The organism is Novosphingobium sp. TH158 (assembly GCF_002855555.1).
In the GTDB taxonomy this organism is placed as follows: domain Bacteria; phylum Pseudomonadota; class Alphaproteobacteria; order Sphingomonadales; family Sphingomonadaceae; genus Novosphingobium.
Map to the genome: position 1 here is coordinate 199,271 of NZ_PKRT01000001.1, position 25,775 is coordinate 225,045.

The 25,775-nt window shown below is 65.5% G+C and carries 27 protein-coding genes and 1 tRNA gene; 17 read left to right on the forward strand and 11 right to left on the reverse strand.

The features are described 5' to 3' along the window. Nucleotides 1-44: 44 nt before the first annotated feature. The 4 genes from accC to C0V78_RS01120 form a co-directional block, all read right to left on the reverse strand. The gene (gene accC / locus C0V78_RS01105) at nucleotides 45-1,394 is read right to left on the reverse strand and encodes an acetyl-CoA carboxylase biotin carboxylase subunit (protein WP_101796045.1); all 1,350 of its coding nucleotides are present in this window, start codon (nucleotides 1,392-1,394) and stop codon (nucleotides 45-47) included. Between the two features lie 3 nt (nucleotides 1,395-1,397). After that, nucleotides 1,398-1,895 (reverse strand): acetyl-CoA carboxylase biotin carboxyl carrier protein, encoded by a 498-nt coding sequence (accB, locus tag C0V78_RS01110; RefSeq protein WP_254049775.1) that lies wholly within the window; start codon nucleotides 1,893-1,895, stop codon nucleotides 1,398-1,400. A gap of 112 nt (nucleotides 1,896-2,007) precedes the next feature. Further along, nucleotides 2,008-2,325: a hypothetical protein gene (locus tag C0V78_RS01115; RefSeq protein WP_101796046.1), complete on the reverse strand. Its 318-nt coding sequence runs from the start codon at nucleotides 2,323-2,325 to the stop codon at nucleotides 2,008-2,010. A gap of 74 nt (nucleotides 2,326-2,399) precedes the next feature. After that, nucleotides 2,400-2,813, reverse strand: coding sequence for a holin family protein (locus C0V78_RS01120; protein ID WP_101796047.1), 414 nt, complete (start codon nucleotides 2,811-2,813; stop codon nucleotides 2,400-2,402). Nucleotides 2,814-2,973: 160 nt separating this feature from the next. On the opposite strand from C0V78_RS01120, the gene C0V78_RS01125 reads away from it, so the two are divergent. Beyond that, entirely contained in the window at nucleotides 2,974-4,806 is a 1,833-nt protein-coding gene (locus tag C0V78_RS01125; protein WP_101796048.1) for an NAD(P)/FAD-dependent oxidoreductase, read from the forward strand. Nucleotides 4,807-4,858: 52 nt separating this feature from the next. Next, entirely contained in the window at nucleotides 4,859-6,253 is a 1,395-nt protein-coding gene (locus C0V78_RS01130; RefSeq protein WP_101798123.1) for an SRPBCC family protein, read from the forward strand. Between the two features lie 6 nt (nucleotides 6,254-6,259). On the opposite strand, the gene C0V78_RS01135 is transcribed toward C0V78_RS01130, so the two are convergent. Further along, nucleotides 6,260-6,913: a TetR/AcrR family transcriptional regulator gene (locus C0V78_RS01135; RefSeq protein ID WP_101796049.1), complete on the reverse strand. Its 654-nt coding sequence runs from the start codon at nucleotides 6,911-6,913 to the stop codon at nucleotides 6,260-6,262. 62 nt (nucleotides 6,914-6,975) lie between these two features. Further along, nucleotides 6,976-7,052, reverse strand: a tRNA-Pro gene (locus tag C0V78_RS01140). 243 nt (nucleotides 7,053-7,295) lie between these two features. Here C0V78_RS01140 and yajC point away from each other — a divergent pair. Genes yajC through secF form a run of 3 tightly spaced genes read left to right on the forward strand, consistent with a single transcriptional unit; the run spans nucleotide 7,296 to nucleotide 10,237 of the window. Beyond that, the gene (yajC, locus tag C0V78_RS01145) at nucleotides 7,296-7,625 is read left to right on the forward strand and encodes a preprotein translocase subunit YajC (protein ID WP_101796050.1); all 330 of its coding nucleotides are present in this window, start codon (nucleotides 7,296-7,298) and stop codon (nucleotides 7,623-7,625) included. A gap of 20 nt (nucleotides 7,626-7,645) precedes the next feature. Continuing rightward, complete coding sequence (gene secD, locus C0V78_RS01150) at nucleotides 7,646-9,247, forward strand: protein translocase subunit SecD (protein ID WP_101796051.1); 1,602 nt, start codon at nucleotides 7,646-7,648, stop codon at nucleotides 9,245-9,247. Nucleotides 9,248-9,259: 12 nt separating this feature from the next. Next, the gene (gene secF, locus C0V78_RS01155; protein ID WP_101796052.1) at nucleotides 9,260-10,237 is read left to right on the forward strand and encodes a protein translocase subunit SecF; all 978 of its coding nucleotides are present in this window, start codon (nucleotides 9,260-9,262) and stop codon (nucleotides 10,235-10,237) included. Nucleotides 10,238-10,249: 12 nt separating this feature from the next. Here secF and C0V78_RS01160 read toward each other — a convergent pair whose 3' ends face one another. Together C0V78_RS01160 and C0V78_RS01165 are read right to left on the reverse strand one after the other, a co-directional pair. Then, nucleotides 10,250-11,443, reverse strand: coding sequence for a glycosyltransferase (locus tag C0V78_RS01160; protein ID WP_371514410.1), 1,194 nt, complete (start codon nucleotides 11,441-11,443; stop codon nucleotides 10,250-10,252). Beyond that, nucleotides 11,440-12,012, reverse strand: coding sequence for a helix-turn-helix domain-containing protein (locus tag C0V78_RS01165; protein ID WP_101796054.1), 573 nt, complete (start codon nucleotides 12,010-12,012; stop codon nucleotides 11,440-11,442). Before C0V78_RS01165 ends, C0V78_RS01160 begins: the two co-directional genes overlap by 4 nt. Nucleotides 12,013-12,105: 93 nt before the next feature. Between C0V78_RS01165 and C0V78_RS01170 the strand changes: the two genes are divergently transcribed. Then, entirely contained in the window at nucleotides 12,106-12,576 is a 471-nt protein-coding gene (locus C0V78_RS01170) for a DUF6456 domain-containing protein (protein ID WP_101796055.1), read from the forward strand. Nucleotides 12,577-12,586: 10 nt separating this feature from the next. Here C0V78_RS01170 and C0V78_RS01175 read toward each other — a convergent pair whose 3' ends face one another. Then, nucleotides 12,587-14,374, reverse strand: coding sequence for an ABC-F family ATP-binding cassette domain-containing protein (locus C0V78_RS01175; protein ID WP_101796056.1), 1,788 nt, complete (start codon nucleotides 14,372-14,374; stop codon nucleotides 12,587-12,589). Nucleotides 14,375-14,439: 65 nt separating this feature from the next. Here C0V78_RS01175 and C0V78_RS01180 point away from each other — a divergent pair, with 65 nt between their 5' ends. The 4 genes from C0V78_RS01180 to C0V78_RS01195 all read left to right on the forward strand — a co-directional run bounded on the left by C0V78_RS01180 (nucleotide 14,440) and on the right by C0V78_RS01195 (nucleotide 17,762). After that, entirely contained in the window at nucleotides 14,440-15,282 is an 843-nt protein-coding gene (locus C0V78_RS01180) for an aminotransferase class IV (RefSeq protein WP_101796057.1), read from the forward strand. 64 nt (nucleotides 15,283-15,346) lie between these two features. After that, on the forward strand, nucleotides 15,347-15,640 hold the full coding sequence (locus tag C0V78_RS01185; protein ID WP_101796058.1) for a hypothetical protein: 294 nt from the start codon (nucleotides 15,347-15,349) through the stop codon (nucleotides 15,638-15,640). Nucleotides 15,641-15,696: 56 nt separating this feature from the next. Continuing rightward, nucleotides 15,697-16,374 carry a response regulator transcription factor gene (locus C0V78_RS01190; protein WP_101796059.1) on the forward strand — a complete coding sequence of 226 codons (678 nt, stop codon included), beginning with the start codon at nucleotides 15,697-15,699 and terminating at the stop codon, nucleotides 16,372-16,374. 71 nt (nucleotides 16,375-16,445) lie between these two features. Further along, nucleotides 16,446-17,762 (forward strand): ATP-binding protein, encoded by a 1,317-nt coding sequence (locus tag C0V78_RS01195; RefSeq protein WP_101798124.1) that lies wholly within the window; start codon nucleotides 16,446-16,448, stop codon nucleotides 17,760-17,762. A 15-nt stretch (nucleotides 17,763-17,777) separates the two neighbouring features. Here the strand turns inward: C0V78_RS01195 and C0V78_RS01200 are convergent, their stop codons facing one another. Then, entirely contained in the window at nucleotides 17,778-18,536 is a 759-nt protein-coding gene (locus C0V78_RS01200; RefSeq protein WP_101796060.1) for a DUF2059 domain-containing protein, read from the reverse strand. A gap of 26 nt (nucleotides 18,537-18,562) precedes the next feature. After that, nucleotides 18,563-18,859 carry a chorismate mutase gene (locus C0V78_RS01205; RefSeq protein WP_101796061.1) on the reverse strand — a complete coding sequence of 99 codons (297 nt, stop codon included), beginning with the start codon at nucleotides 18,857-18,859 and terminating at the stop codon, nucleotides 18,563-18,565. Nucleotides 18,860-18,946: 87 nt separating this feature from the next. On the opposite strand from C0V78_RS01205, the gene C0V78_RS01210 reads away from it, so the two are divergent. The 7 genes from C0V78_RS01210 to hrpB all read left to right on the forward strand — a co-directional run bounded on the left by C0V78_RS01210 (nucleotide 18,947) and on the right by hrpB (nucleotide 25,749). Beyond that, nucleotides 18,947-19,963, forward strand: coding sequence for a polyprenyl synthetase family protein (locus tag C0V78_RS01210; protein ID WP_101796062.1), 1,017 nt, complete (start codon nucleotides 18,947-18,949; stop codon nucleotides 19,961-19,963). 370 nt (nucleotides 19,964-20,333) lie between these two features. Continuing rightward, nucleotides 20,334-20,678 (forward strand): helix-turn-helix transcriptional regulator, encoded by a 345-nt coding sequence (locus C0V78_RS01215; RefSeq protein WP_101796063.1) that lies wholly within the window; start codon nucleotides 20,334-20,336, stop codon nucleotides 20,676-20,678. Continuing rightward, nucleotides 20,675-21,148: an ArsI/CadI family heavy metal resistance metalloenzyme gene (locus tag C0V78_RS01220; RefSeq protein ID WP_101796064.1), complete on the forward strand. Its 474-nt coding sequence runs from the start codon at nucleotides 20,675-20,677 to the stop codon at nucleotides 21,146-21,148. Before C0V78_RS01215 ends, C0V78_RS01220 begins: the two co-directional genes overlap by 4 nt. A 12-nt stretch (nucleotides 21,149-21,160) precedes the next feature. Continuing rightward, entirely contained in the window at nucleotides 21,161-21,667 is a 507-nt protein-coding gene (locus tag C0V78_RS01225) for an arsenate reductase ArsC (RefSeq protein WP_101796065.1), read from the forward strand. Further along, complete coding sequence (arsB, locus tag C0V78_RS01230) at nucleotides 21,667-22,731, forward strand: ACR3 family arsenite efflux transporter (protein WP_101796066.1); 1,065 nt, start codon at nucleotides 21,667-21,669, stop codon at nucleotides 22,729-22,731. Before C0V78_RS01225 ends, arsB begins: the two co-directional genes overlap by 1 nt. Before the next feature lie 166 nt (nucleotides 22,732-22,897). After that, a complete protein-coding gene (locus C0V78_RS01235) occupies nucleotides 22,898-23,230 on the forward strand; it encodes a DUF1153 domain-containing protein (RefSeq protein ID WP_101796067.1) in 333 nt (110 codons plus the stop codon). A gap of 92 nt (nucleotides 23,231-23,322) precedes the next feature. Next, entirely contained in the window at nucleotides 23,323-25,749 is a 2,427-nt protein-coding gene (gene hrpB / locus C0V78_RS01240) for an ATP-dependent helicase HrpB (RefSeq protein ID WP_101796068.1), read from the forward strand. The last annotated feature ends 26 nt before the right edge of the window (nucleotides 25,750-25,775 follow it).

Sequence of the window (25,775 nt, forward strand, 5' to 3'; positions counted from 1 at the left end):
CGGAGCGGGCCTTTGCATGCCGGGCAGGTCCGCCGCGCGGCGGTTTAACCGTCGCGGCTGGCCAGCCACTCCTCCAACCATTTGATAGTATAGTCTCCGTGGATGAAATCCGGCTCCTTCATCAGGGCCTGGTGCAGCGGGATCGAGGTCTTGACGCCGGCCACCACCATCTCTTCCAGCGCACGCTTCAGGCGCATGATGCAGCCTTCGCGGGTGCGGCCCTTAACGATCAGCTTGGCGATCATCGAATCATAGTAGGGCGGGATTCGGTAGCCGGTGTAGAGCCCGGAATCGACGCGCACGTTCATGCCGCCGGCCGCATGGTACATCTCAACCAGGCCGGGGGAGGGGGCGAAGGTCCACGAATCCTCGGCGTTGATTCGGCATTCGATGGCGTGGCCGGAAAACTCGATATCGTCCTGCGTGACGGAAAGCGGCTTGCCTTCCGCAATGCGGATCTGTTCGCGCACCAGGTCAACGCCGGTGATCGCTTCGGTAACCGGGTGTTCCACCTGCAGGCGGGTGTTCATCTCGATGAAGTAGAACTCGCCGTTCTCCCAGAGGAACTCGATCGTGCCGGCGCCGCGATAGCCCATGTCGGCCATGGCCTTGGCCACGATGCCGCCCATGCGCGCCCGTTCCTCGGGACTGATGACGGGGGAGGGGGCCTCTTCCAGCACCTTCTGGTGGCGGCGCTGGAGCGAGCAGTCGCGCTCGCCCAGGTGAATGGCATTGCCTTCGCCATCGCCGAACACCTGGAATTCGATGTGGCGCGGGTTGCCAAGGTACTTCTCGATATAGACCGTGGCGTCGCCGAAAGCGGCCTTGGCCTCGCTGCCCGCCTGCTGCATCAGCGTTTCCAGCTGGTCGGGGCTGTTGCACACCTTCATGCCGCGGCCGCCGCCGCCCGATGCCGCCTTGATGATCACCGGATAGCCGATTTCCTCGGCGATCCTGGCGGCAATCGCGGGATCGGAAACCGCCCCGTCACTGCCCGGAACAAGCGGCAGGCCCAGCGCGCCGGCGGTGCGCTTGGCCTCCACCTTGTCGCCCATGGTGCGGATGTGTTCGGGCTTGGGGCCGATCCAGGTGATGCCGTGCGTCTCGACGATCTCGGCGAACTGGGCGTTCTCGGAGAGGAAGCCATAGCCGGGATGGATCGCGTCGGCATGGGTCACTTCCGCTGCCGAAATGATCGCGGCAATGTTGAGATAGCTGTCACGCGCGGCCGGCGGGCCGATGCAGACGGCATGGTCCGCCAGCCGGACGTGCATGGCATCGGCATCGGCGGTGGAGTGCACGGCCACTGTTTCGATGCCCATCTCGTGAGCTGCGCGGTGGATGCGCAGCGCGATTTCGCCGCGGTTGGCGATCAGCAGGCGGGTAATGGCCATGGCTTAGGAGATCACCACCAGCGGCTGGTCGTATTCGACCGGCTGGCCGTTTTCGATCAGGATCGCGGAAATCGTGCCGCCCTTGGGCGCGGTGATGGGGTTCATCACCTTCATGGCCTCGACGATCAGCAGGGTATCGCCTGCCTTCACCTGCTTGCCGACGGAGACGAAATCGTCCGCGCCGGGTTCGGGCGCGAGGTAGGCGGTGCCGACCATCGGGCTCTTCACGGCGTCGACCGGTGCGGCGGCTGCGGCGGCGGGCGCTGCCTCGGCCGTGGCAGCTGCTGCCGGAGCGGCGGCAACCGGTGCCGGCGCGACAGCCGGTGCGGCATAGACCGTGCCGACAGATGCAGCGCGTGAGACCTTGATCTTGCGATCGCCGTCTTCCACCTCGATTTCGGTCAGACCGGTGTCGGCCAGCATTTCCGCCAGCTCGCGCACCAGTGCGGTATCGATATTCATGCCATTGCGGCGCGCGGCGGCGCCTTTTTCATCGCCCATGCGGGCCCCCTTGCAAGTTCACGACCGGAGGCCGCCCTATCGCCGGAGCGATGCGGCTGGCAAGGGGCTAAGCGGACTTTATGGGGATTACCGATGCCGCAGCGGCCGGCGATCAGCCTTCCGGGCTGCCGACGCTGTTATCGAAATAGGCGGAATTCGGGTCCATCGAGGCCTTTTCGTCAGCCCGTTCGGCCTCCGATGGCGGGTTGTCGTCCGGGCCGAAGCCGCCGCTCTTGGAACCGAAGGCAACGGCCTTCTGGGCGGCCGTTTCTGCCGCTTTCTGGGCAGCCTCGGCGCGCTGGGCGGCCTGTTCGGCCCGGGCAAGCTTCTCTTCCAGATCGCCGGAGCGGCCGGAACCGCAACCGGCGAGAAGGGCCAGCGAAAGACCGGCAAGGGTCATGCGAAGAATATGCGACGGGCGCTGGATCATGGTTTCCTGCGTTCTCTCGAGGTTCGGACGCCGGGATAGCGCAGGATGCTTTACCGATCCCTAACCGCCTTTGTTCAGCGATCGCTGCCCGCGATCTTCCCCCACTGGCGGGCGGCGGTATAGCCCAGATAACCGGTGCCGAAGAGCGCATAGAGCGGCTCCGGCAGCCCGCCGAGGTAGGAATTCATGCCCGCGGCGATCGAAGCTGCCGCATCCGGGCGGAAGGCCGCGATCAGCCCCATGGGCAGTGCCCACAGGATCATGGCGTACATAACGTAAAGGAAGCTCGGGCGGGCGCGGCTGGTCCATGGATCGTGCGAATTGGCCTCGGCGACGATGGCGGAAAGGCGCGTTTGCAGCATTTCCATTTCCTGCGTGCCTTGCAGCTTGATGAGTTCGAGCTTGGCAGCATCGCGCGCCTTGGGATCGGGGATGATGTTGTCTACGATGGCGGTAAGCGGGCCGAGCAGGGTATCGAGAATGGACATTTCGGTTCTCCAAAAACAATTTTGCTAACCAAAATGGCTCATGTAGGAAAGCAACAACTGGCGAATTCCCGCGCTCTGGCGATTATCGGCGAGCTTGCTGGACAGGACTGTTGATTGCGGCAAATTGCGCGCAACGAATCGATACCGATCGGGAGAAACCATGACCTGCGAATTGACCGACCTGCCGCCGGCGGATGAAATCGACATTCCGGCGATGCGGGCCCGCTATTACGCGGAACGCGACAAGCGCCTGAATTCCAGCCTGGGCGACCAGTACCTGCAGGACGGCCCCGGCGACCTGCACGATTTCTACAACAAGGACCCCTATATGGCGGTCCAGCCGCGCGACCCCGTGGTCGAGGAACTGGACGTTGCCGTGCTCGGCGCGGGCTTCGGCGGCGTCATGGCCAGCTATCACCTTGTCCAGCAGGGCGTCACCAATATCCGCAACATCGACCATTCGGGCGATTTCGGCGGCGTCTGGTACTGGAACCGTTACCCCGGCATCCAGTGCGACAACGAGAGCTACTGCTATCTGCCGCTGCTGGAAGAAACCGGCTTCATGCCCTCGCGCCGTTTCGCGCCCGGGCCGGAGATCATGGGCTATATCCGCCTGATCGCCGAAAAGTTCGGTTTTGCCGACAAGGCGCTGTTCCACACCCTGATCACCTCGCTGAAGTGGGATGACAGCATCCAGCGCTGGCGCATCGCCACCGACCGCGGCGACGAGATCCGCGCCCGCTTCGTCGTGATGGGCTGCGGCGTGCTCAACATGCCCAAGCTGCCCGGCATCCCCGGCATCGCCACCTTCAAGGGCAAGATGTTCCACACCAGCCGCTGGGAATACGATTACACCGGCGGTTCGTGTGCCAACCCTGTGCTCGACAAGCTGAAGGACAAGCGTGTCGCCATCGTCGGCACGGGCGCCACCGCGATCCAGGCGGTTCCGCACCTCGCCGAATATGCCAAGCACCTCTACGTCGTGCAGCGCACGCCGAGCTGCGTCGATACCCGTCCCAACCCGCTGACCGATCCCGACTGGATCAAGAGCCTTGAGCCCGGCTGGCAGCAGGAACGCATCGCCAATTTCCAGCGCCACGCCATGGAAGTGCCCAAGCCCGGCGAGCCCGACCTCGTCTGCGATTTCTGGACCGAGATCAACCGCAGCCTCTTCGCCGAGCTTGAAGCCGAGGGCTGGCCGCAGGAAACCCCTGAACAGTTCATGGCCCGCCGCGAGGTAATCGACTATCGCGTGATGGAACGCTTCCGCCGCCGTGTGGACACCCTGATCAACGACCCGGACCTGGCCGAGCGGCTGAAGCCTTACTACCGCTTCCTCTGCAAGCGCCCGCTTTCGAGCGACACCTACTACCCGGCCTTCGAGAAGCCCAGCGTCACGCTGATCGACACCTCGGAAACGCAGGGCCTGGAGCGGATCACCGAGAAGGGCTTCATGCAGAACGGCGTGGAGTACGAGGTCGACTGCATCATCTTCGCTTCGGGCTTCGAGGTTTCCTCGAGCCTCGAACGGCGCTGGGGCATCGATGCGATCGAAGGGCGCGGCGGGGTTTCGCTTTACGACCACTGGCGTGAAGGCCCCAAGACCATGCACGGAACCATGACTCACGGGTTCCCGAACATGTTCTACATCGGCTACATCCAGGGTGGCCTGAACGGTTCGGTTACCGAGCAGTTCGGCCGCCAGGGCGAGCATTCCGCCTGGGTGATTGCTGAAACGCTGCGCCGCGGTGCCAAGGTGGCGGAAACCACCGAAGAAGGCATGAACGCCTATTGCAATCACTTCGCCGAGATCGAGGTCGATACCTCTGCCTTCCAGGCCGAGTGTACGCCGAGCTACTTCAACAACGAAGGCCAGAAGAAAGCCCCGTGGGCGCTGTTCCGCGCCTATGGCCATGGCTGGGACGCCTGGCTGAAACTGCTTGCCGACTGGCGCGAAGCCGGCAAGTTCGAAGGCATGAAGCTGGAAAGCTGAGACAGGTCGCAGGAGACGATACGTGAGCAAGCAACCGATCACCGACAAGGACATGGATGCCGAGGTCCTCTCGACCTACGGCACCGAAGCCTTCCTCAGCCGGGAATACCTTGAAGCCGAAAAGAAGCTGCTGTGGCCCAAGGTCTGGCAGATGGTCGAACGGCTCGAGGATTTCCCCGATGTCGGCGACTGGATCACTTACAACGTCGCCGATGAATCGATCGTCGTGGTGCGCGTGGCCGAGGGCGACCAGCCCGAGGCCTTCCGCGCGTTCCACAACGTCTGCCCGCATCGCGGTCGCCAGCTCGTCTCGGTTCCGGATCACCTGCCGGGGCTTAACAGCCATGAGCGGGTCCATTCGGTCCGCGGCAAGAACCGCAAGAACTTCATCTGCGGCTTCCATGGCTGGACCTTCAACACCGAAGGCGAGAATACCTACATCCTCGACCCGCAGGACTGGGACAATCGCCTGACGCCCGAAATGACCTGCCTCAGCCAGGTCAAGGTGGGCATCTGGGGCGGCTACATCTACATCAACATGGATCCGGATTGCGAACCGCTGAAGGAATTCATGGGCCGCGCCGGTGAAATCCTCGATCACTTCGATCTTGCCGGAATGCGCTACAAGTGGCGGCAGTGGGCAGTCTATCCGTGTAACTGGAAGACCGCGATCGAGGCCTTCCTCGAGCCTTACCACGTGGCCGGAACACACACCCAGCTGCTGGCCTATGGCGATTACTACGCCCTGTCCAAGCAGTATGGCTGGCACTCGGTTTCCAGCTACGACACGCGTGACGACAAGTTCAAGATGAGCGAAAGCGCCGGCACCACCCGCGCCGGCAAGGGCGATGACGCGCGCGTTTCGACCTATGAGCTGATCCGCGAAAACTATGAGACGGTGAACTATTCCGCCTCTACCGAAACGCTGGTCAAGGCTGCCAGCCGGCTGGTCGACGAGCTTCCGGAAACCGCCACTCCCGCCGAAATCATCGCCCACTGGCTCAAGAGCGCCAAGGCCGACGACGCGGCGCGCGGCGTGATCTGGCCAGAGGTTCCCCCTGAGATCAAGCAGGAATCGGGCCTCGCCTGGGGACTGTGGCCCAACCAGAACATCTTGCACGGCGAGACCTTTGCGCTGTGCTACCGGGTGCGCCCCTATGGCGACGATCCCAACAAGTGCGTGTTCGAAAGCTATGCGCTTGAGCGCTTCCCCGAGGGCGAAGTGCCGCAGACCGAGTGGACCTATGCCGATCCCACGGGTGACAACTGGGGTTCGGTCCTGGCGCAGGACTTCTCGAACATGGAATTCGTCCAGAAGGGCATGAAGTCCAGCGGGTTCCGCGGCACGCTGCCCAATCCGCATCAGGAGCAGAAGGTGATCAACCTGCACCGCAACCTGGCGCGGGTGCTGGAAGGACGCGGGGCGCCGGTCAAGCTGCTTGACTGAGGCGTCCTAGCCGGGCTGCTGCAGCCGCTCCTTCACGGCCGGCAGGTGTTCTGCCACCAGTGAGCCGTAGAGGGAGAGGCGCAGCAGCTCGCGCGAGAAGCGTTCGGCCGAGGCCTTGCGCTGCGCTTCGTCCATTTGCGTTGCATGGGCCCAGACGGGCCACAGGAACGTGCCGGCCAGCCCGATCAGCGACAGGACTTCCGCATCGATGCCCGGCTGCGCCAGCCGCGTTTCGGTAAACAGGCGCAGCGAGCCGACATATTTCTTCCAGAACACGTCCTCGGCGGGATTGTCGGAGGCGAGCACCTGCATCAGCCAGACCCGGCACAAGTCAGGGTTCTGCATGGCGAACTGCGCCAGGTTCTCGGTCAGGGCGACCTGGTCGATTTCCTCGACCGGGGCATCGCCAAGCGCGGTTTCGCCGCCATAAACTGCCTTGAGCAGGATTTCCGAGACCGAGGAAATGGTCAGGGCGACGAGTTCTTCGCGGTTGGCGAAATGCATGTAGGCCGTGCCGCGATTGACGCCGGCCGCTTCGGCAACGGCGCTGACGCTCAGTCCTTCGATTCCGTCCACGGCAAGGATGCCGCGCGCTGCCTCAAGGATTTCCTCGCGGGTTGCTTCCGGGTTGCGCCGCCGACGTTTTGGCAGTTCGTCCATGCTTGCCCGCCCAGTGCGACAATTGATCGAAGGCGGCAACTCGATGCCTTCCTTCAGGAAAATGGTCGGGACGAGAGGATTCGAACCTCCGACCCCCACACCCCCAGTGTGATGCGCTACCAGGCTGCGCTACGTCCCGACCGGTTCCTTCAAGGCAGAGCTGTGTCTGCCGGGGAGAGGCGGCCTATAGGCAGGCTGACCGGCGGATGCAAGCGGGCTTGCACCGCCTTTTTCATTCCCCTTGGGGACTTGCGGCGCGCGTTGCCCTTTACCATCTTTGCTGCTAACCCGCGCGCCACCACGGGTCCGGTGGCTTCGGGAGGGCGGCAAGATCGTCGCCGGGGCAAGAGGACCGTCTGAACAGAAAGCGAAAATTCCTTCCATGAGCAGCGCAACCCTTTCGCTCCTGGCCGCCGGTTCGGCCGCTTCGGGGCCTCCGGCCTGGACCAGCTTCCTGCCGCTGGTGCTGATGTTCCTGATCTTCTGGTTCCTCATCCTGCGCCCGCAGATGCGCCAGCAGAAGGCCCTGCGTGACAAGATCGCCGCGGTGAAGAAGGGCGACCAGGTGGTTACCGGTGGCGGCTTTGTCGGCAAGGTCGTCAAGGCGGACGAAAACTACCTGGAGATCGAGCTTGGCCAGAACATGAAGGTGAAGGCCCTGCGCAATTCGATTCTCGACGTCATCGCGCCTCCCGGCGCGGCGAATGACTGACAAGCGGCGGAAACGGACCGATGCTGGATTTCCCGCGCTGGAAGCAGGCGTTTTACTGGTCGCTGACAGCCATCGCGCTGCTGGCGGCCATGCCTTCGATGTTCTCGCTCGGGAACCTGGACTGGCCCAAGGCGCTGCCCGCGCCGCACATCAACCTGGGTCTCGACCTTGCCGGGGGCAGCCATATCCTGCTTGAGGCAAACCCGGAACAGGTTCGCCGCCAGCGGCTCGACAACATGGAGGAGGATGTCCAGAATCGCCTCCGCCGGGCCAATCCGCAGATCCGCATCGGCGACATTTCCACCCGCGACGGCACAGTGAATTTCCTGCTCGCCGACGCGTCGCAAGTGGACAAGGCGCGCGCAGAGATCGAGCCCCTGTTGAACGCCAACGCTTCGGGTGCGCGCGAATGGGACTTCCAGGTTGTCGAAGGCAACCGCATCGTCCTGAGGCCGACCAAGGGCGGCATCGACAATGCCATTGCCCAGGCCATGGACACGGCGGTCGAAGTGGTCCGCAAGCGTATCGACGCGCTCGGCACGCGCGAGCCGACGATCATCCGCCAGGGTGCGGACCGCATCGTCGTGCAGGTGCCCGGCCTGAAAGACCCTGCCGCGCTCAAGAGCCAGCTGGGCCAGACCGCCAAGCTTGAATTCAAGCTGGTTGACCAGAGTGCGCTTGCCGACGACCTGCTCAAGGGCATTGCCCCTCCGGGCAGCCAGTTCGTGCCCTATGCCGATCCCTCGAAGTACGGCGCCCCCGGGCTTGCCGTGAAGCGCTATGGCGGCATCAAGGGCGACCAGCTCACCAATGCTGTCCAGTCGAACGACCAGCAGACCAACGAGGCGGTCGTCTCGATCACCTTCGACCAGCAGGGCGGCGCCAAGTTCGCCAAGCTGACCAGCGAGAACGTCAACAAGCCCTTCGCCATCATCCTTGACGGCAAGGTGCTCTCGGCACCCAACATCAACGAGCCGATCCTTGGCGGAACCGCCCAGATTTCCGGCGGCTTCACCACCGAAACCGCCAACCAGCTGGCGATCAACCTGCGCTCCGGTGCCCTGCCGGTCGATCTCAAGGTGGTTGAAGAGCGCACCGTCGGCCCGGACCTTGGCGCGGACTCGATCCGCAAGGGCCTGATCGCCTTCATGGTGGGCACTGCGGCGCTGATGGCCTTCATGATCGCAACCTATGGCCGCTTCGGCATCTATGCCTGCGTCGGCCTCGTGATCAACACGCTGATGATCCTTGGCGTCATGGCTCTGGCCAATACCACGCTGACGCTGCCGGGCATCGCCGGCTTCGTGCTGACCATCGGTGCGGCGGTGGACGCCAACGTGCTGATCAACGAACGTATCCGGGAGGAACGGGCAAGGGGCCGGCGCGTCGTCCAGGCGGTCGATGCCGGTTACAAGGAAGCCAGCCGCGCCATCTTCGACGCCAACGTCACCAACGTGATCGCGGCGGTGCTGATGGGCTACTTCGGCAGCGGCCCGATCCGTGGCTTCGCGATCGTGCTGATCATCGGTATCGTCACCTCGGTCTTCACCGCCGTCACGCTGACCCGCATGTGGGTCGCGGGCTGGCTGCGCAAGGCGCGGCCGGCGGACCTGAACCTGTAAGGAACGGCAGACATGAAACTCCTCAAGCTCGTTCCCGACAACACCAATATCCGCTTCCTGCGGTGGCGTGTGCCGTTCTACGTGATCTCCTCGCTGCTGATGGCGGCGAGCCTGTTCCTGGTATTCACCAAGGGCCTGAACATGGGCGTCGATTTCATCGGCGGCCAGATGATCCGCGTAACCTTCGTCCAGACGGCCGAAGCGCCGGTGGCGCAACTGCGCGAGCAGGTGGGCGCACTGGGCTATGGCGAACCGACCATCCAGCAATACGGCAAGCCCAACGAGGTTTCGATCCGCATGAAGCTGCCCGAAGGCGCGGAAGCCGATCCGGGCATTTCCGATGCGATGGCAAAGCGGATCACTGCCGATATCCGGGCAAAGCATCCCGATGCGCGGATCGACGGCATCGATTCGGTTTCCGGCAAGGTCTCGAAGGAGCTGGGCTGGATCGCATTCCAGGCACTGGGCTTCGCCGCGCTGGCGATTGCGGCCTATATCTGGTTCCGCTTCGAATGGCAGTTCGGCGTGGGGGCCTTGTGGAGCCTCGCGCATGACGTGACGCTGACGCTGGGGCTTTTCGCCGTTACCCAGATGGAGTTCGACCTCAACATCGTGGCGGCCCTGCTGACGCTGATCGGCTATTCGCTCAACGATACGATCGTCGTCTATGACCGCATCCGCGAGAACATGAAGAAGTATCGCAAGATGCCGATCCCGGAGCTGCTGGACCTTTCGGTGAACGAAACGCTCTCGCGCACGATTGTCACTTCGCTGTCGGTGCTGATCACGCTGCTTGCGTTGCTGCTGCTTGGCCCGAACGTGATCTTCGGTTTCACCGCCGCGATCACGCTGGGCATCTTCGTGGGCACCTACAGCTCGATCTACATGGCCGCGCCCATCCTGATCTGGCTGAAGGTCACTCCGACCAGCTTCATCCCGCAGGAAACTGCGCTCGACCGGCAGGAACGCCTCGCCCGCGAACAGGGATGAACGCCCGGAATGTCAGGGCCGGGCGATCCGCCGGTAATGCGCGGATAGCCCGGCAGCATTTACTTCCCAGCTGAAGCGCGCCGCATGGGCGGCGACAGTGGCCTGCGAGGGCGGATTGGCGAGCAGTTCGCGCACGGCTTCGGCAATCGCTGCGGGCGTGCGCTGCGCCAGTCGGCCGGCGTCCGGCCCCGTCACCACCTCGCGCGCGCCGCCCACGTCGGGAATGACAATGGGCGTGCCGCAGGCGATCGCCTCGACCCAGGCGTTGGCCAGTCCCTCGCGCTCCGACGGCAGGACCATGACGTCTGCCGCCGAGAGCAGCGTGGCGAGTTTCCCTGCCGGAACCGATCCCGCGAATTGGACCCGCTCTTCAAGGCCAAGGCGCGATGCCAAGGAGGCAAAGTTCGCCCGTTCCGGCCCCTGTCCGGCAAGCACAAGTCGCGCCTGCGGAATCGCTGCAAGCGCCTCGATCACCAGGGCCTGGCCTTTCAGCGGGATCAGGTTACCCACGGCAACGAGCAGCGGGCCTTCGCAGGGTATCGCCAGTTCGGCATCGGCGGCGACCTGCTGCCGCGCTTCGCGCCTTGGAACCGGCTTGAAGCGTGTGTGGTCAAGCCCGGTATGATACACCTCGATCCGGTCTCCGGGCAGCCCCAGGTCGATCATGTCGGCGCGCAGGGCAGCGGAGACAGCCCGCATGCCTGCCGCCTGCTGTCCGGCGGAGAGGATCTGCGGGCGCGCCGATGCGGCCTTGCCCCACAGGTGGATGTCCGAACCGCGCGCCGTGATGCTCAGCGGCAGGCCAAGCGCGTGCGCCACTCGGGCCGCGGCCGGACCCTCCGGATAGAAGAACTGCGCGTCGATCACGTCGAACGGCCGTTCGGCATGGAGCCGCCGCGCCAGTGGCAGCACGGCGCGGGCAAGCAGCGCCGGGTTCCACCGCGCGCTGATGCCCGGCACATAGGCAAAGGGCACGTAATGGACGGGGAAGGGGGGATTACGATCTGCCGGCAGGGCAAGCGCGCCTGCCGGCAACCTGCGCAGCAGCGAGAGCGGCCAGACAGGCCGGGCGACCGGGCAGACAAGCGCAAGCTCGATATCGCCTCGGGCCGCCAGCGCATCGAACTGGCGGGCGACGAACAGGCCGAAGCCCGGCCGCGCGGCAGATGGGAACAGCGTCGAAAGCGAAAGGACGCGCAAGCTCACAACTTGCGCACCAGCATTTCGGCGACGGCGAGCCATGCAGCATTATCGACGACCACTTGCCGCTGGCCGGCACCCGGCGGGAACAGGGCGACACGGCGGGCATCGCGATCGATCATGCGGCCGAAAGCAAAGCGGCCGCCGGGGCGCGGCACCAGCACATCGCGATTGATGCAGCGCGGCCAGTCCTCCTCGGAAACCTGGCGGAACCACACCTGGTCTCCGGCGCGATATTCGCCGCAGGAAGCATCGACCGCCATGGCCATCAGCGGACCATCGCCGCCAAGCGCCGTCGGCAGGATGGCATCGCGCGGGGCGGGCAGGGCTTCTGCCCCGGCATCGGTCAGGCGCGCCACCATCTGCGGCTGGGCGCTTTCTTCCCCGCGCACCAGCAGTTCCGGATCGACGCCGAGCGCCAACGCGATGCGGTTCATCCAGGTCAGCGACAACTGCCGCGTTCCGGTTTCCAGACGCCCGATGGTCTGCGCCGTGGTTGGTGGCGAACAGCGTTCGGCCACATCGGCAAGGGTCAGCCCCTTTTCGCGGCGGATGTCTCGGATGCGGTTGATCATGGCAGGGTTCCGGTAACCAAATTGGTTTTTCCGCTTTCCTACACACAACCACTTTTGGCAAGCCGGATTCGCAGCAGGAACAGGAGAACGGCAATGCAGCGGATTCTGGTCGAACGCGAACTGACGAGCGAAGGCCCCAGCAGCCGGCCGCCCCGCCGGGGGCGGCGCAGTGCTACGGTGAACCTGGCCGAAAGTCCGCTCTCGTGGCTTCATGCGCGCGGCCACCTATGTGACCGGCAGTTCGCGGCCGCGGAACAACTCCGTGCGGATTGGGAACGGGCGCAGCTTTCCGCCGGTGTCACCATGCGGTGGGACCCCGTGCGGATCAAGGGCGGGCCGGATGCCGGCCTGACCCGCAGCGAGCGGCAGATCGCCGCAAGGCAGCGGTTCGATGGGGCGGTCGCCGCCGCGGGGCCGGGGCTTTCCGACGTGCTGTGGCGGGTGGTCTGCGCCGGAGAAACCCTGCCGACTGCCGAAAAGGCGCTCGACTGGCCGGTGCGGAGCGGCAAGCTGGTGCTGAAGCTGGCGCTGGATCGGGTCGCCGGCTTCTATCGCATCGGTTAGCCGTGCAGGCTCAGCCTTCGACCTGTTCCGCCAGTTCGAGCCAGCGTTCCTCGGCTGCATCCTTTTCGGCCCGCGCCGCCTCGATTGCCTTGGTCAGGGCCGCGAATTTCGCCGGATCGCGGGTGTAAAGCGCGGGATCGGAAAGCGCGGCTTCATCGCGGGTGATCGCGGCCTGCAACTCCTCAATGCGAGCGGGCAACAGCTCGTAATCGCGCTGGTCCTTGTAGGAGAGCTTGCCCTTGCGCGGCGGCGGGGGCGGGGCACTTTGCTGCTCGTCGCCGGACTTTGCCGCCGGCTTGACCGCGGCTGTCGCCGGCTTCTTGCGCTTTGCTTCCCAATCGGCATAGCCGCCGGCGACCACATCGACCTTGCCGGAGCCATCAAGGCCCAGCGTGACAGTGACCGTGCGATCAAGGAAATCGCGGTCGTGGCTGACGATCAGCACCGTGCCGTCATAGTCGGCGATCACTTCCTGAAGCAGGTCCAGCGTCTCGAGGTCGAGGTCGTTGGTCGGTTCGTCGAGCACCAGCAGGTTGGAGAAGCGGGCGAACTCGCGGGCGAGCAACAGCCGGCTGCGCTCACCACCCGAAAGCGTGCCGACGCGGGCATCGACCAGGCCGGGATCGAACAGGAAGTCCTTGAGATAACCCTGCACGTGCTTGCGAACGCCGCGCACGTCTACCCAGTCGCCGCCTTCGGCCAGCACGTCGCGAATGCGCTTTTCCGGACTGAGCAGGCTGCGCTGCTGGTCGATCATCACGCCGGACAGCGTCTTGGCGAGCGTGACCGTGCCTTCGTCCGGCTCCAGCTCGCCGGTCAGCAGCTTGAGCAGCGTGGTCTTCCCGGCACCGTTCGAGCCGACGAGGCCGATCCGGTCGCCACGCTGGATGCGCAGGGAAAAGTCCTTGATGATCGTCCGATCGCCAAAGCGCTTGGTCACGTGTTCGGCAACGATGACCGACTTGGTCTTGTTGCCGTCCGCCACCAGCTTCATCTTCGATACGCCCTGCGGAGACAGCATGGCGGCACGCTGGGCGCGCATCTCCCACAGCTTTTCCAGACGGCCCTGGTTGCGCTTGCGCCGGGCGGTGACCCCGCGTTCGAGCCAGTGCGCCTCGATCTTCAGCTTGGCATCGAGTTTGTCGGCGGCACGCGCCTCTTCGGCATAGACCTGCTCTTCCCACGCCTCGTAGCCGCCAAAGCCGACATCCTTGCGCCGCAGGGTCTTGCGGTCGAGCCACCAGGTAGAGCGGGTAAGGCGCGTCAGGAACGTACGGTCGTGGCTGATGACCACAAAAGCGCCGGTGAAACGGTTGAGCCAGGATTCAAGCCAGTCGATCGCGGCAAGGTCGAGGTGGTTGGTCGGCTCGTCGAGCAGCAGCAGGTCCGGATCCTGCGCGAGGGCGCGGGCGAGGGCGGCGCGGCGCCGTTCGCCGCCGCTGGCGCTGTCAGCGGGGCGGCTCATATCGATGCCCAGCTGCCCGGCAATCGCTTCCACCTCGTGCCGGGGGGGCGCATCCTTGCCATGCAGGGCGAAGTCCATCAGCGTGGCATGGCCGGTGAAGAACGGGTCCTGCTCAAGCATCACGATGTTGAGGCCCGGGCGCACGGAGCGCTTGCCCTTGTCCGGCTCGATCTGGTTGGCGATCAGGCGCAGCAACGTGGTCTTGCCGGCGCCGTTGCGGCCGATGAGGGCCAGCCGGTCGCGCTCGCCGATGAACAGGTCAAGGTCGCTGAACAGCCAGCCCGAGCCCTGATGCAGGCTGACGCCTTCGTAAGATAGGATCGGTGCGGCCATGGTGGGCGCGCCCTATTGGCTGCGGCCCGCGTTGACAAGGGCGGCATGGCGCGGGAAGGGGGGGCATGCGCAGCGTATGGATCAATGGCGAATGGTTCCCCGAAGCCGAGGCGAAAGTTTCGGTCTTCGATCGCGGACTGCTCTTCTCGCAAAGTGTTTACGAGGTCGTGCCGGTCATCGCCGGACGGCTGTGCAACATGGCCTACCATCTTGCCCGGCTGGCCCGCTCGCAAGCCGTTGCCGGGATCGCCGACACGACGGATTGGCAGGCCGTGTTCGAAGAGGCCGTGGCCCGCAACGGCGTGACCGAAGGGCGCGTCTACCTGCAGGTGACTGGCGGATCGGCCGGGGACCGGGACTTCCTTTCTCCGCGGCCGGCACCGCAGCCCACGCGCATCGTATTCACTCAGTCGGGCGCGGTGGTCGATCACCCGCAGGCCCGTTCCGGTCTCAGGATCGCGCTGAAGCCTGACCTGCGCTGGAACCTGCGCTCGGCCAAGACAACACAGCTGCTCTATGCCGTGCTGATGAAGGAAGAGGCGCGCGCCGCCGGGCTGGACGATGCCTGGCTGGTCGAAGATGGCCGTGTCACCGAGGGGACCAGTTCCAACGCCCATATCATCGATCAGCGCGGCGTGCTTATCTCGCACCCGGTTGACCGCGGTGTGCTGCCCGGCGTCACGCGGATCTGCGTGATGGAGATTGTTCGCGGCATGGGGCTGACGGTTGAGGAGCGGCCGTTCACGCCCGACGAGCTTTATGCCGCGCGTGAGGCCTTCTGTTCGGCGGCGAGCGCGCTGGTCCTGCCGGTGGTCGAGGTGGACGGGCGCACGATCGGCGACGGTCTGCCGGGAGAGCTGACCAGGGCCATCCGCGCGGCCTATGTCGAACGCCTGTTGCAGGCGTGACGGCTCTGCCGGTGCGCGCCCTGCATTCACTTGCTGTTCAAACGGGCTTTTTTAAGAGAACTGCATGATCCGTACGTTTTTCATGGTTCTTGCCACCATTCCCGCCTTCGCCGCGCCGATCGCCTCGGCCAAGCCGGCGGAGGAGCAGGGCCAGGCTCGCAAGGAAATGCGCGCCGGCAACATCCTCAAGAGCAGCGAGATCGAACGGATTGTCACGCCCCAGATGCCCGGCTGGCAATACCTGGGCTTCGCCTATGATCCCGTAGCCTTCGCCTATCGCCTGAAGTTCATCAAGGACGGGCGGGTAAGCTCGCTTGATGTCGATGCGCGTTCGGGAACAATCCTGGCGCGGCATTGACGGAAGCTTCCGCAAGCCGCATCTCTGCGGCTGGCACGGATTAACAGGGAACCGTTATGCGCATCCTTATCGTCGAGGACGAACCCACTCTCGGCAAGCAGCTCAAGGCCACGCTGGAGCAGACCGGCTATGCCGTCGATCTTTCCACCGATGGCGAAGACGGGCACTTCCTGGGTTCGACCGAGGAATACGATGCAGTGATCCTTGATCTTGGCCTGCCGGAGATCGACGGGCTGACCGTGCTGGGCATGTGGCGCAAGGAAGGCCGCAAGTTCCCGGTGCTCGTGCTTACCGCCCGCGACAGCTGGTCGGACAAGGTTGCCGGGCTCGATGCCGGGGCCGACGATTACCTGGCCAAGCCGTTCCAGACCGAGGAACTGATCGCCCGCCTGCGCGCGCTGATCCGTCGCGCATCGGGCAACACCTCCAGCGAACTCACTGCCGGCGACGTGCGGCTGGATACGCGCTCGGGCCGCGTCACGCTGAATGGCGAGCCGGTGAAGCTGACGGCGCAGGAGTACAAGCTGCTGTCCTACCTGCTGCACCACAAGGGCAAGGTCGTCAGCCGCACCGAATTGATCGAGCATATCTACGATCAGGATTTCGATCGCGATTCCAATACGATCGAGGTGTTCGTCACCCGCATCCGCAAGAAGCTGGGTGCCGATGTGATCACCACGATCCGCGGTCTTGGCTATAGCCTCGACGATCCTGCCGAGGGCACGCGCGGATAGTGTCCGGCCTTCCGGAGTCGAAGGCAGAAGAACGCCCGCCCGCGCCGCATACCGGCAGCCTGGGGCGGCGGATGATGCTGATCGCCGCAGGGTGGATCTTCATCCTGCTGGCCTTCGGCGGATTCGCGCTCGACCGGACGATCAACAGCCTCATCGAACGCAACTTCGATGACCAGCTATCCTACATGCTCAACGCCATGATCACCTCGGCGGAGATCGATCAGTACGGCGAGGTCTATTTCAACCGCCCGCTGGGCGACCAGCGCTTCCTTGAGCCGAACTCGGGCCTTTACTGGCAGATCAGCGGCAAGGGGCATGAGGATTTCCCCTCGCGCTCCTTGTGGGACCGCACCTTGCGGGTTCGCGGGGACCACTTCGACAACGAGCCGCATTTCCGCGACAGCACCGAGTTCGCCGGCGAGCCGCTGCGGGTGCTCGAACGGTCGATCATCCTGCCCGGCAGCGAGACGCGCTGGTGGTTCGTCGTCGCGCAGAGCCGCAGTTCGCTCGATGCCCAGATCCTGCGCGTGCGCTCGATCCTGCTGTGGTCCTTCGTCGTGCTCGGCATGGGGCTGTTCCTCATGGCCGTGTTGCAGACCTGGTACGGCCTGGGGCCGCTGCGCCGCGTGCGCATGGCGATCAAGGACCTGCGCACCACCGGCGCCAATCGCCTGACGGAGCCGCTGCCGCTCGAGGTCCAGCCGCTGGTCGAGGAACTCAACGCGCTGCTCGCCCATACCGAGAAGCAGGCGGAAGAGGCGCGGACCCATGCGGGCAACCTTGCCCACGCGCTGAAGACACCGCTGACCGTGGTGATGAACGCCGCAACGGCCAAGGCGCCGGACCTTGCCGATACGGTGATCCGCGAGGCGGCGGTGATGCGCCGCCAGGTCGATCACCATCTTGCCCGTGCGCGGGCGGTGGGGCGGCGGGCGGTCGGCCATTCGCGCGCCTCGGTGGGCGAGAGCGTGGAGGCAGTGCTGCGCGCCGTTACCCGCCTCTACGAGCGGACCCGCTTCGACCTTGACGGCAACCGCGAGGCGCTGGTCGCCATCGAGCGGCAGGACCTCGACGAGATCCTGGGCAACCTGATCGAGAACGCGGCCAAGTATGGCGGCGGCTCGGTCTTCGTTACCATCGATGCAGCACCCCAGGCAGCGGACTGCGAGATCTGGGTCGAGGATGACGGCATGGGCATCCCCGAGGAAGAACGCGTGCGCATCTTCGATCGCGGGGCGCGGCTGGATACCGGCAAGCCGGGTACCGGGCTCGGCCTCGCCATCGTCCGCGACGTGGCCGAGATCTACGGCGGGTCGGTGGAGCTTGCCGAAAGCGAGGATCTGGGCGGCCTGCTCGTCAAGCTTCGCCTGCCGCGCGCCCGGGTCTGACCGCTGGCGCCCGCCTTATTTGCGGCTTCCCTTGCCGAGCTGAGATTCCGGCACGCCCATAAGCTGAGCCAGGCGCTTGCGCTCTGCCGGGCTGAGCTCGGCCGGGGTCTTCATTTTCGGCAGATCGGCCATGGCGGCCTCTGCCGTTTTCAGGATGCCGGGCATTTCTTTCATCATGATGGGCATGAATTCCATCATCTTGCTCATCACCGCCGGGTCCATCATCAGGATCAGCGAATCCGCAGCATAGGCACTGCCCGCCGGCGTGGCGAAGAAGCGGTTCATCTCGGCCAGTTCGCCCGCGCTGAAACGCTTGGCATAGGCCTGGGCGAGCCCTTCGCGGTAGCCGGGCTCGATCGGCGTCATGATCCGGCCCATTTCCTTCATCATAACGCTGGTCATCGTCAGCATCCGCTGTTCGAACACCGGGTCGAGGATCGCCATCATCTCGTTGAGGCTCGCCTTGGGCAGCTTGGCGAGTTCGGCTTCGGGGATGCCGCCGATCCTTGCGAAATCCGCAACCGGGATCTGGTCCATCTGGCCCATCATCGACTTCATCATGCCGTCGGTGCTGGCCATCATGCGCACGAAGGTGCCGTCAGGGAACAGGCGTGCAGCGGCAATGCGTGCGGCTGCGAGCCGCTCGGGATCGAGCGCGGCGGCCTCTGCCGCCGGGGCGGTGGCCGCGCTTGTGCCGGCGCTGTCCTGTGCGATGGCCGGAGCATTGAGCGACACGATCAGCGCCGCCGAACCAGCAATTGCCTTCAAGTTCATGTGCAGACCCCCCAGTTGACCGGCGACTAGCCGCCGGATTTTGCCTTTTCGTGATGTCGGATGACTTCCTCGATCACGAAACGGATGAACTTTTCGCCGAAATCCGGGTCGAGCTGCGCCTCTTCGGCAAGCGCGCGCAGACGGGCGATCTGGCGTTCCTCGCGCCCCGGGTCACTGGCGGGCAAGCCTTTTTCCGCCTTGTAGGCGCCGACGGCCTTGGTGATGCGGAAGCGTTCGGCCAGCATGTGGACGAGCGCGGCATCGATATTGTCGATGCTGGAGCGGAATGAGGCGAGCGCGGGATCGGGTGCGTTTTCGGACATCGCGGCTGCGCTAGCATGCGAAAATGGCAAACGCCAAGAGCCGGTTTGCACTTGCCTTGCAGGCCGCGCAATCGCTAGGGCCGCTGCATGACTGCCGATGTCGTCCCGCTGCGTCCGCGCAATGCAGAACCCTCGCTGGCCCCGCTGTTGGCCCTGACGGCACCGGGCATGAACGCGGTCAACGCGATCATCCTTGATCGCATGCAGAGCGAAATCCCGCTGATCCCCGCGCTGGCCGGCCACCTGATTGCCGGCGGCGGCAAGCGGATGCGGCCGATGCTTACCGTCGCGGGCGCGGAACTGTGCGATTACCACGGCACGCGCCACCACCTGCTGGCCGCCTCGGTGGAGTTCATCCACACCGCCACGCTGCTGCATGACGATGTTGTCGACGGATCGGACCTGCGCCGTGGGCGCGAAACGGCCAATATCGTCTTCGGCAATCCGGCCACCGTGCTGGTGGGCGATTTCCTGTTTACCCGCGCTTTCGAGCTGATGGTCGAGGACGGCAGCCTGAAGGTGCTGAAGATCCTGTCCAAAGCCAGCTCGGTGATCGCCGAGGGCGAGGTGGACCAGCTGACTGCCGCCCGCCGGATCGAGACGAGCGAGGAGCATTACCTCCACATCATCGGCGCCAAGACGGCCGCGCTGTTTGCCGCCGCTACCCGCATCGCCGCCGTGGTCGCCGAGAAGTCCGAGGCGGAAGAGCTGGCGCTCGATGCCTATGGCCGCAACCTTGGCGTGGCCTTCCAGCTTGTCGACGATGCCATCGATTACGATTCGGACGCCGCCGAAATGGGCAAGGGGCAGGGCGACGACTTCCGCGAAGGCAAGATGACCCTGCCGGTGATCCTGGCCTATGCCCGCGGCAATGCCGAGGAACGCCAGTTCTGGCAGGATGCCATCGCCGGCTTCCGCAACACCGATGCCGACCTTGCCGAGGCGCGCCGCCTGTTCGCCAAGTACGATACGGTTTCGGCCACGCGCGATCGCGCCCGCCACTTCGCGCAGCGCGCCATCGATTCGATCGCCGGCTTCCCGGCCGGTCCTGCGCGCAGTGCCATGGCGGAAGCCGCCGAATTTGCGGTTTCGCGCCGCTTCTGAGGCCGTTGCGGCCCCTGCCTTGTCATGGGTTGAGGTTGACAAGGTTGACACCGTGTAAACCTCGCGTCCAAATCCCATCACGCTGAATTCACACGCAAAAACGCCGGAATTGCGGCCAGGGGTTCGCGGTAAATAAAAAAATCCGGCCCGGATGCACGAAGGCCGCGCTCTGGGCGCGGCCTGGGTGTGGGCGGGGGAAATGGTTTGGCTGCGCACCGCGCTGCCGGGAGGTCGAGGCATGTCCGCAGTGTGACAGAAGCGCGGCCCTGTAGGAAAGCCCCTCCAGACCGGATGCCGGACAGGTGACACGGCTTGACAGCGCCTCTCATTTCGATATTTCGATAATCATAGAAATATCGAAAGCCGAATCATGGAAGCAGCCACCGTTATCCAGGCGCTTGCCGCGCTGGCGCAGGAAAACCGCCTCGCGGTATTCCGCCTGCTGGTCCAGGCCGGGCCGGAAGGTATGCCGGCAGGCGCACTGGCAGAAGCGGTTGGCGCGCCGGCTTCGTCGATGAGCTTTCACCTGGCCCAGCTGGCCAATGCCGGCCTCGTCTCGCAGCGGCGGCAGAGCCGTTCGATCATCTATTCGGCGGACTATGCCGCGATGAACGACGTGCTTGCCTATCTGATGGAAAATTGCTGCGGCGGCGGCGAATGCGCGCCGGCAGCCTCCTGCGTTCCTCCCGTTTCCCAAGCAAAGGATGCAGCATGAAGCGCTTTCACGTTCACGTCGGGGTGGCGGACCTCGATAGCTCTATCGCTTTCTATTCCGGCCTGTTCGGCGCGCAGCCGACGGTCACCAAGGCGGACTATGCCAAGTGGATGCTTGACGATCCGCGCATCAACTTCGCCATTTCCCGGAAGTGCGGAGCGGCGAAGGGGATCGAACACCTGGGACTGCAGGTGGACGATGCCGGGGAACTGGCAGAGGTCTATGGCCGGCTTAAGACGGCCGGCGGCCCGGTCATGGAAGAGGGCGCAACCACCTGCTGCTATGCCCGCTCGGAAAAGAGCTGGATCGCCGATCCCGATGGCGTGGTCTGGGAAGCCTTCCACACCACCGGCGACAGCACGGTCTATGGCGAAAGCCCGGACTTTGCGGGGCTTGCATCGGACAATGCTGCGGCAGACGCCTGCTGCGCGCCGCAGGTGGCCCAGCCCGCCAAGTCATCCTGCTGCTGAAAGGCCGCCAGCATGACCGGAAGGCCGTTCAGCGTGCTGGTGCTGTGCACCGGCAATTCGGCGCGCTCGATCCTGGGTGAAGCGATTCTTGGCCAGCTTGGCGGGGGCCGTATCGTCGCGCACAGCGCCGGCAGCCGTCCGAAGGGCCAGCCACATCCCGGCGCGCTGCGGCTGCTGGCGCGCAAGGGGATCGATGGTTCGCCATTTCGTTCCAAGAGCTGGGACGAATTCACCGGGCCCGGTGCCCCGCCGGTCGATCTGGCGATCACCGTCTGCGGCAATGCGGCGGGCGAAAGCTGCCCGGTGTTCATGGGCGCGCCGCTGAAGGCCCATTGGGGTTTGCCCGATCCGGCCGATGTCGAAGGCGATGAAGCCGAAGTCGACGCCGCCTTCGAACAGACCTGGCGCTGGCTGGAAATGCGTGTGCGGGCCCTGCTGGACCTGCCGTTCGAAACGATGGAGCGGCCTGCGCTGGCCGCCGAACTTGCCCGCATCGGGCAGATGGAAGGAACTGACTGATGGCTAGTCTCGCCCTGGAGGCGCCGCGCGCGCGGCTCTCGTTCCTTGACCGCTATCTCACGGTTTGGATCTTCGCCGCGATGGCGCTGGGCATCGCGCTCGGCTCGCTGGTCCCGGCAGTGCCGGTCGCGCTTGGCGCAATGTCGGTGGGATCGACCAGCCTGCCGATCGCCATCGGCCTGATCCTGATGATGTTCCCGCCGCTCGCCAAGGTCCGCTACGAGGAACTGGGGCAGGTTTTCCGGGATCGCCGCATCCTCGCCCTCTCGTTCTTCCTGTGCTGGATCGTTGCCCCGGCCTTCATGTTCGCGCTGGCCGCGCTGCTGCTGCCCGACAAGCCGGAATATTTCACCGGCCTGATCCTGATCGGCATCGCACCGTGCATCGCCATGGTCCTGGTGTGGAACCAGCTGGCGCGGGGCAGCGCCGAATATGTCACCGGGCTGGTGGCCTTCAATTCGCTGTTCCAGATCGTGTTCTACGTGCCTTACGCGTGGTTCTACCTCTCGGTACTGCCGCCGCTGTTCGGGCTGGAGGCGCATGTCGTGAACATCGAATTCGCGACGATTGCCAAGGCGGTGCTGACTTACCTTGGCGTGCCCTTCTTGGCCGGGTTCCTTGTGCGGCGCACCCTGGTAAAGGCGCGCGGCGTGGAATGGTACGAGGGCCGCTTCCTCCCGGCCATCGGGCCGCTGACGCTCTCTGCCCTGCTGTTCACCATCGTTGCCATGTTCAGCCTGAAGGGGGGAGAGATCCTTGCCCTGCCGCTCGATGCCCTGCGCATCGGCCTGCCGCTGGCGCTGTTCTTCGTGGTGATGTTCGTCATCGCCTTTGCCTGCGGGCGGGCGATCGGGGCAGGCTATCCGCGCACCGCCGCACTCTCCTTCACGGCTGCATCGAACAACTTCGAACTGGCGATCGCGGTGGCCATTGCCGCCTTCGGCCTATCCTCGCCGGTGGCCTTTGCCGCGGTGATCGGGCCGCTGATCGAGGTTCCGGCCCTGATCGCGCTGGTCAACCTCGCCCTGTGGTTCGAACGGCGCTGGTTCACCGCCCCGGCCTGACCGCCCGGGCGTGCCCGCACCTTATCGCCGCAAGGCCTCGGACCGGCGCAAACCGTGGGTTTTGCGCGATGGTTCGCGTGGCGAATTGACTCAATCTTAACCACGAAAACGGAAGGTCGGAAGTGCTCAGGGGGACCCACAGACCAACAGTCGAAAGTCCGAGCACATGATTGAATACCACAACTCCCGTCCCACCGGCATCGTCGGACCCGACAGCCGGCTCCTTACACCCGACATGCTTCCGCCGGCCGATACCACCCGCTGGGTGGCTCATCGCAAGGCGCAGGTCGTCGCGGCGGTGGAAAGCGGCATGCTGACCATCGACGAGGTGATCGAACGCTATGGCCTCAGCCTCGAGGAATTCTCGGGCTGGCAGCGCGCGATGGACCGGTCCGGCGTGGCAGGGCTGCGGATCGCCGCCTTGCAGAAGGATCGCGAAGGCTATCGCCGGGCGAGCCGGAAAATCGCCGGCCGGCACCTGCGGCTGGTCACGCACTGATCGCATGGCGTGAAGGGCGGGTCGCGGGCAGGTCTTCCCCGCGGCCCGTCCGGTCGCTTTCCACGCGCCATTGCAGGCGCTAGGGCGGGCGGGTGAGCCTGCCGATCCATGCCGTGCTGCCCCGCCTGCTTGCCGCCCTTTCGGCGGGCAGCAGCGCCGTGCTCATCGCCCCGCCGGGTGCGGGCAAGACCACGGCCGTTGCCCCAGCCCTGCTGGGTGAGGCGTGGTGCACCGGGCAGGTCATTGTCCTGTCGCCGCGCCGGGTCGCCGCACGCGCTGCGGCGGAACGCATGGCGGAACTGCTGGGCGAGAAGGCGGGCGAGACGGTGGGCTACCTTACCCGGCTCGACAGCAGGCGATCGGCCCGCACGCGGGTTCTCGTCATGACCGAGGCGATCTTCGTCTCCACGATCCTCAAGGACCCGGAGCTTTCGGGCACCTCTGCCGTGCTGTTCGACGAGGCGCACGAGCGGCACCTCGATTCGGACCTTGGCCTGGCGCTGGCCATCGAAAGCCAGCAGGTGTTGCGCAACGACCTGCGGCTGGTGGTGATGTCAGCCACGATAGACGGCACCCGGTTTGCCAGCCTGCTGGGCAATGCCCCGGTGGTGGAGAGCGAGGGCAAGGCCCACCCGCTGGCCATCCGCTGGCTGGGTTCGCGGCCCGAACTGCGGATCGAAGATGCCATGTCCTCCGCCATCCAGACCGCCTGGCGCGAGGAGGCGGGCGACGTGCTGGCCTTCCTGCCCGGCGTGGGCGAGATCGAGCGCACGCGCGAGCGGCTGGCCGAGCGCTTGCCATCGGCGCTGGTGCTGCCGCTGCATGGCCAGTGCGAGCCCGCCGCCCAGCGCGCCGCTATCCGCCGTGACCCGGAAGGACGCCGGCGCATCGTGCTCGCCACGGCGATTGCCGAAACCTCGCTGACGCTCGATGGCGTCTCGGTCGTGGTCGATGCCGGGCTTTCGCGGCGGGCAGAGTTCGACAAGGCTGCGGGTGTGACCCGGCTGGTCACGCACACCGCCTCGCAGGCGGCAGCGGCCCAGCGCGCCGGTCGTGCGGCTCGGCAGGGGCCGGGCACGGCCTATCGCTTGTGGGAGGAGGCGGCCCATGCCGGTCGGCCCGCCTTCGATCCGCCGGAAATCCTCGTCTCCGACCTCGCGCCGCTGGCACTGACGCTGGCGCAGTGGGGCGCGGGCGATCCGGCGGCGATGGCCTGGCTCGATCCGCCGCCCGCTGCCGCCATGGCCGCAGCGCACGGCTTGCTGCAAAGCTTGGGCGGCATGGATGGGGAAGGGCGCATTACGCCGCATGGCCGGGCCATGGCCGCCCTGCCGCTGGAACCACGGCTGGCGCACATGCTGCTCAGCGCGGCCGGCTTTGGTGCCGAGGACGAGGCGGCGCAGCTTGCCCTCCTGCTGCAGGAACGCGGCCTTGGCGGGCGGGGAGAGGACCTTGCCCTGCGGCTGGAGCGCTGGCAGCGTGATCGTTCGCCCCGTGCCGAAGCCTCGCGCAAGCTGGCGGCTCGCTGGGCGGCACAGGTATCTGCACAGGGCAGCGGCGAGGCGCCGCCGCTCGGTGCGATCCTGGCGGAAGGCTTTCCGGACATGATCGCCCGCCGCCGCGATGCTTCCGGTGAACACTGGCTGGCAGCGGGCGGCAGGGGGCTGCGGCTCGATCCGGCATCGTCGCTGGTCCGCGCCGAATGGCTTGCCGTGGGCGAGGCGCAGGGCGAGGCGAAGGGCGCCCGCATCACCGGCGCCATCGCCCTTTCCGGCGAAGAGGTGCAGCGCTGGCTGGGCCACCGGATCGAGCGGCGCACCACGTTGCGCTGGGTCGATGCGGACCGGCGCGTGGAGGCCCTGCTGGAACAGCGGCTGGGCGCGATCACCCTGGCCAGCGGCCCCGATCCTTCGCCCGATCCCGCCGCAATCCGCCGGTTCCTGATCGACCGGCTGCGCGAAGGGGGGCTTTCGCTGTTGCCGCTCTCGCGCGCCAGCGAGAGCCTGCTGCGCCGCGCGCGTTACGCCGGTATCGAGGTGCTTTCGGACACGGCTCTGTTGCAAGACCTCGATGACTGGCTGGGCCCGCTGTTGGGCCGGCGGCTCGACCAGCTCGATCCCGGGAAGCTTCACGACGCCCTGCGCGCGCGGTTGGACTATCCGGCGCAACAGGCGCTTGAGCAGCTTGCCCCGGCCAGCTTCGCCAGCCCTGCCGGGACCAGCCATGCCATCGACTATGACGATCCCGGCGGCCCATCGGTGGAACTGCGCGTCCAGGCACTGTTCGGGCTGGAGCGCCACCCCACCTTCGGACGCCCGCCGCAGCCGCTGCTGCTCAAGCTGACTGACCCCGGTGGCAAACCGCTCCAGACCACGCGCGACCTGCCCGGTTTCTGGCGCGGATCGTGGCGCGATGTGGTCAAGGACATGAAGGGCCGCTACCCCAAGCACCGCTGGCCCGACGAGCCCTGGGCGGAAAAGCCGAGCCTGAAGACGAAGAACGCGTTTAACCGGTCTTGATTCCGCCGCCGATTCGACGCAGGGCA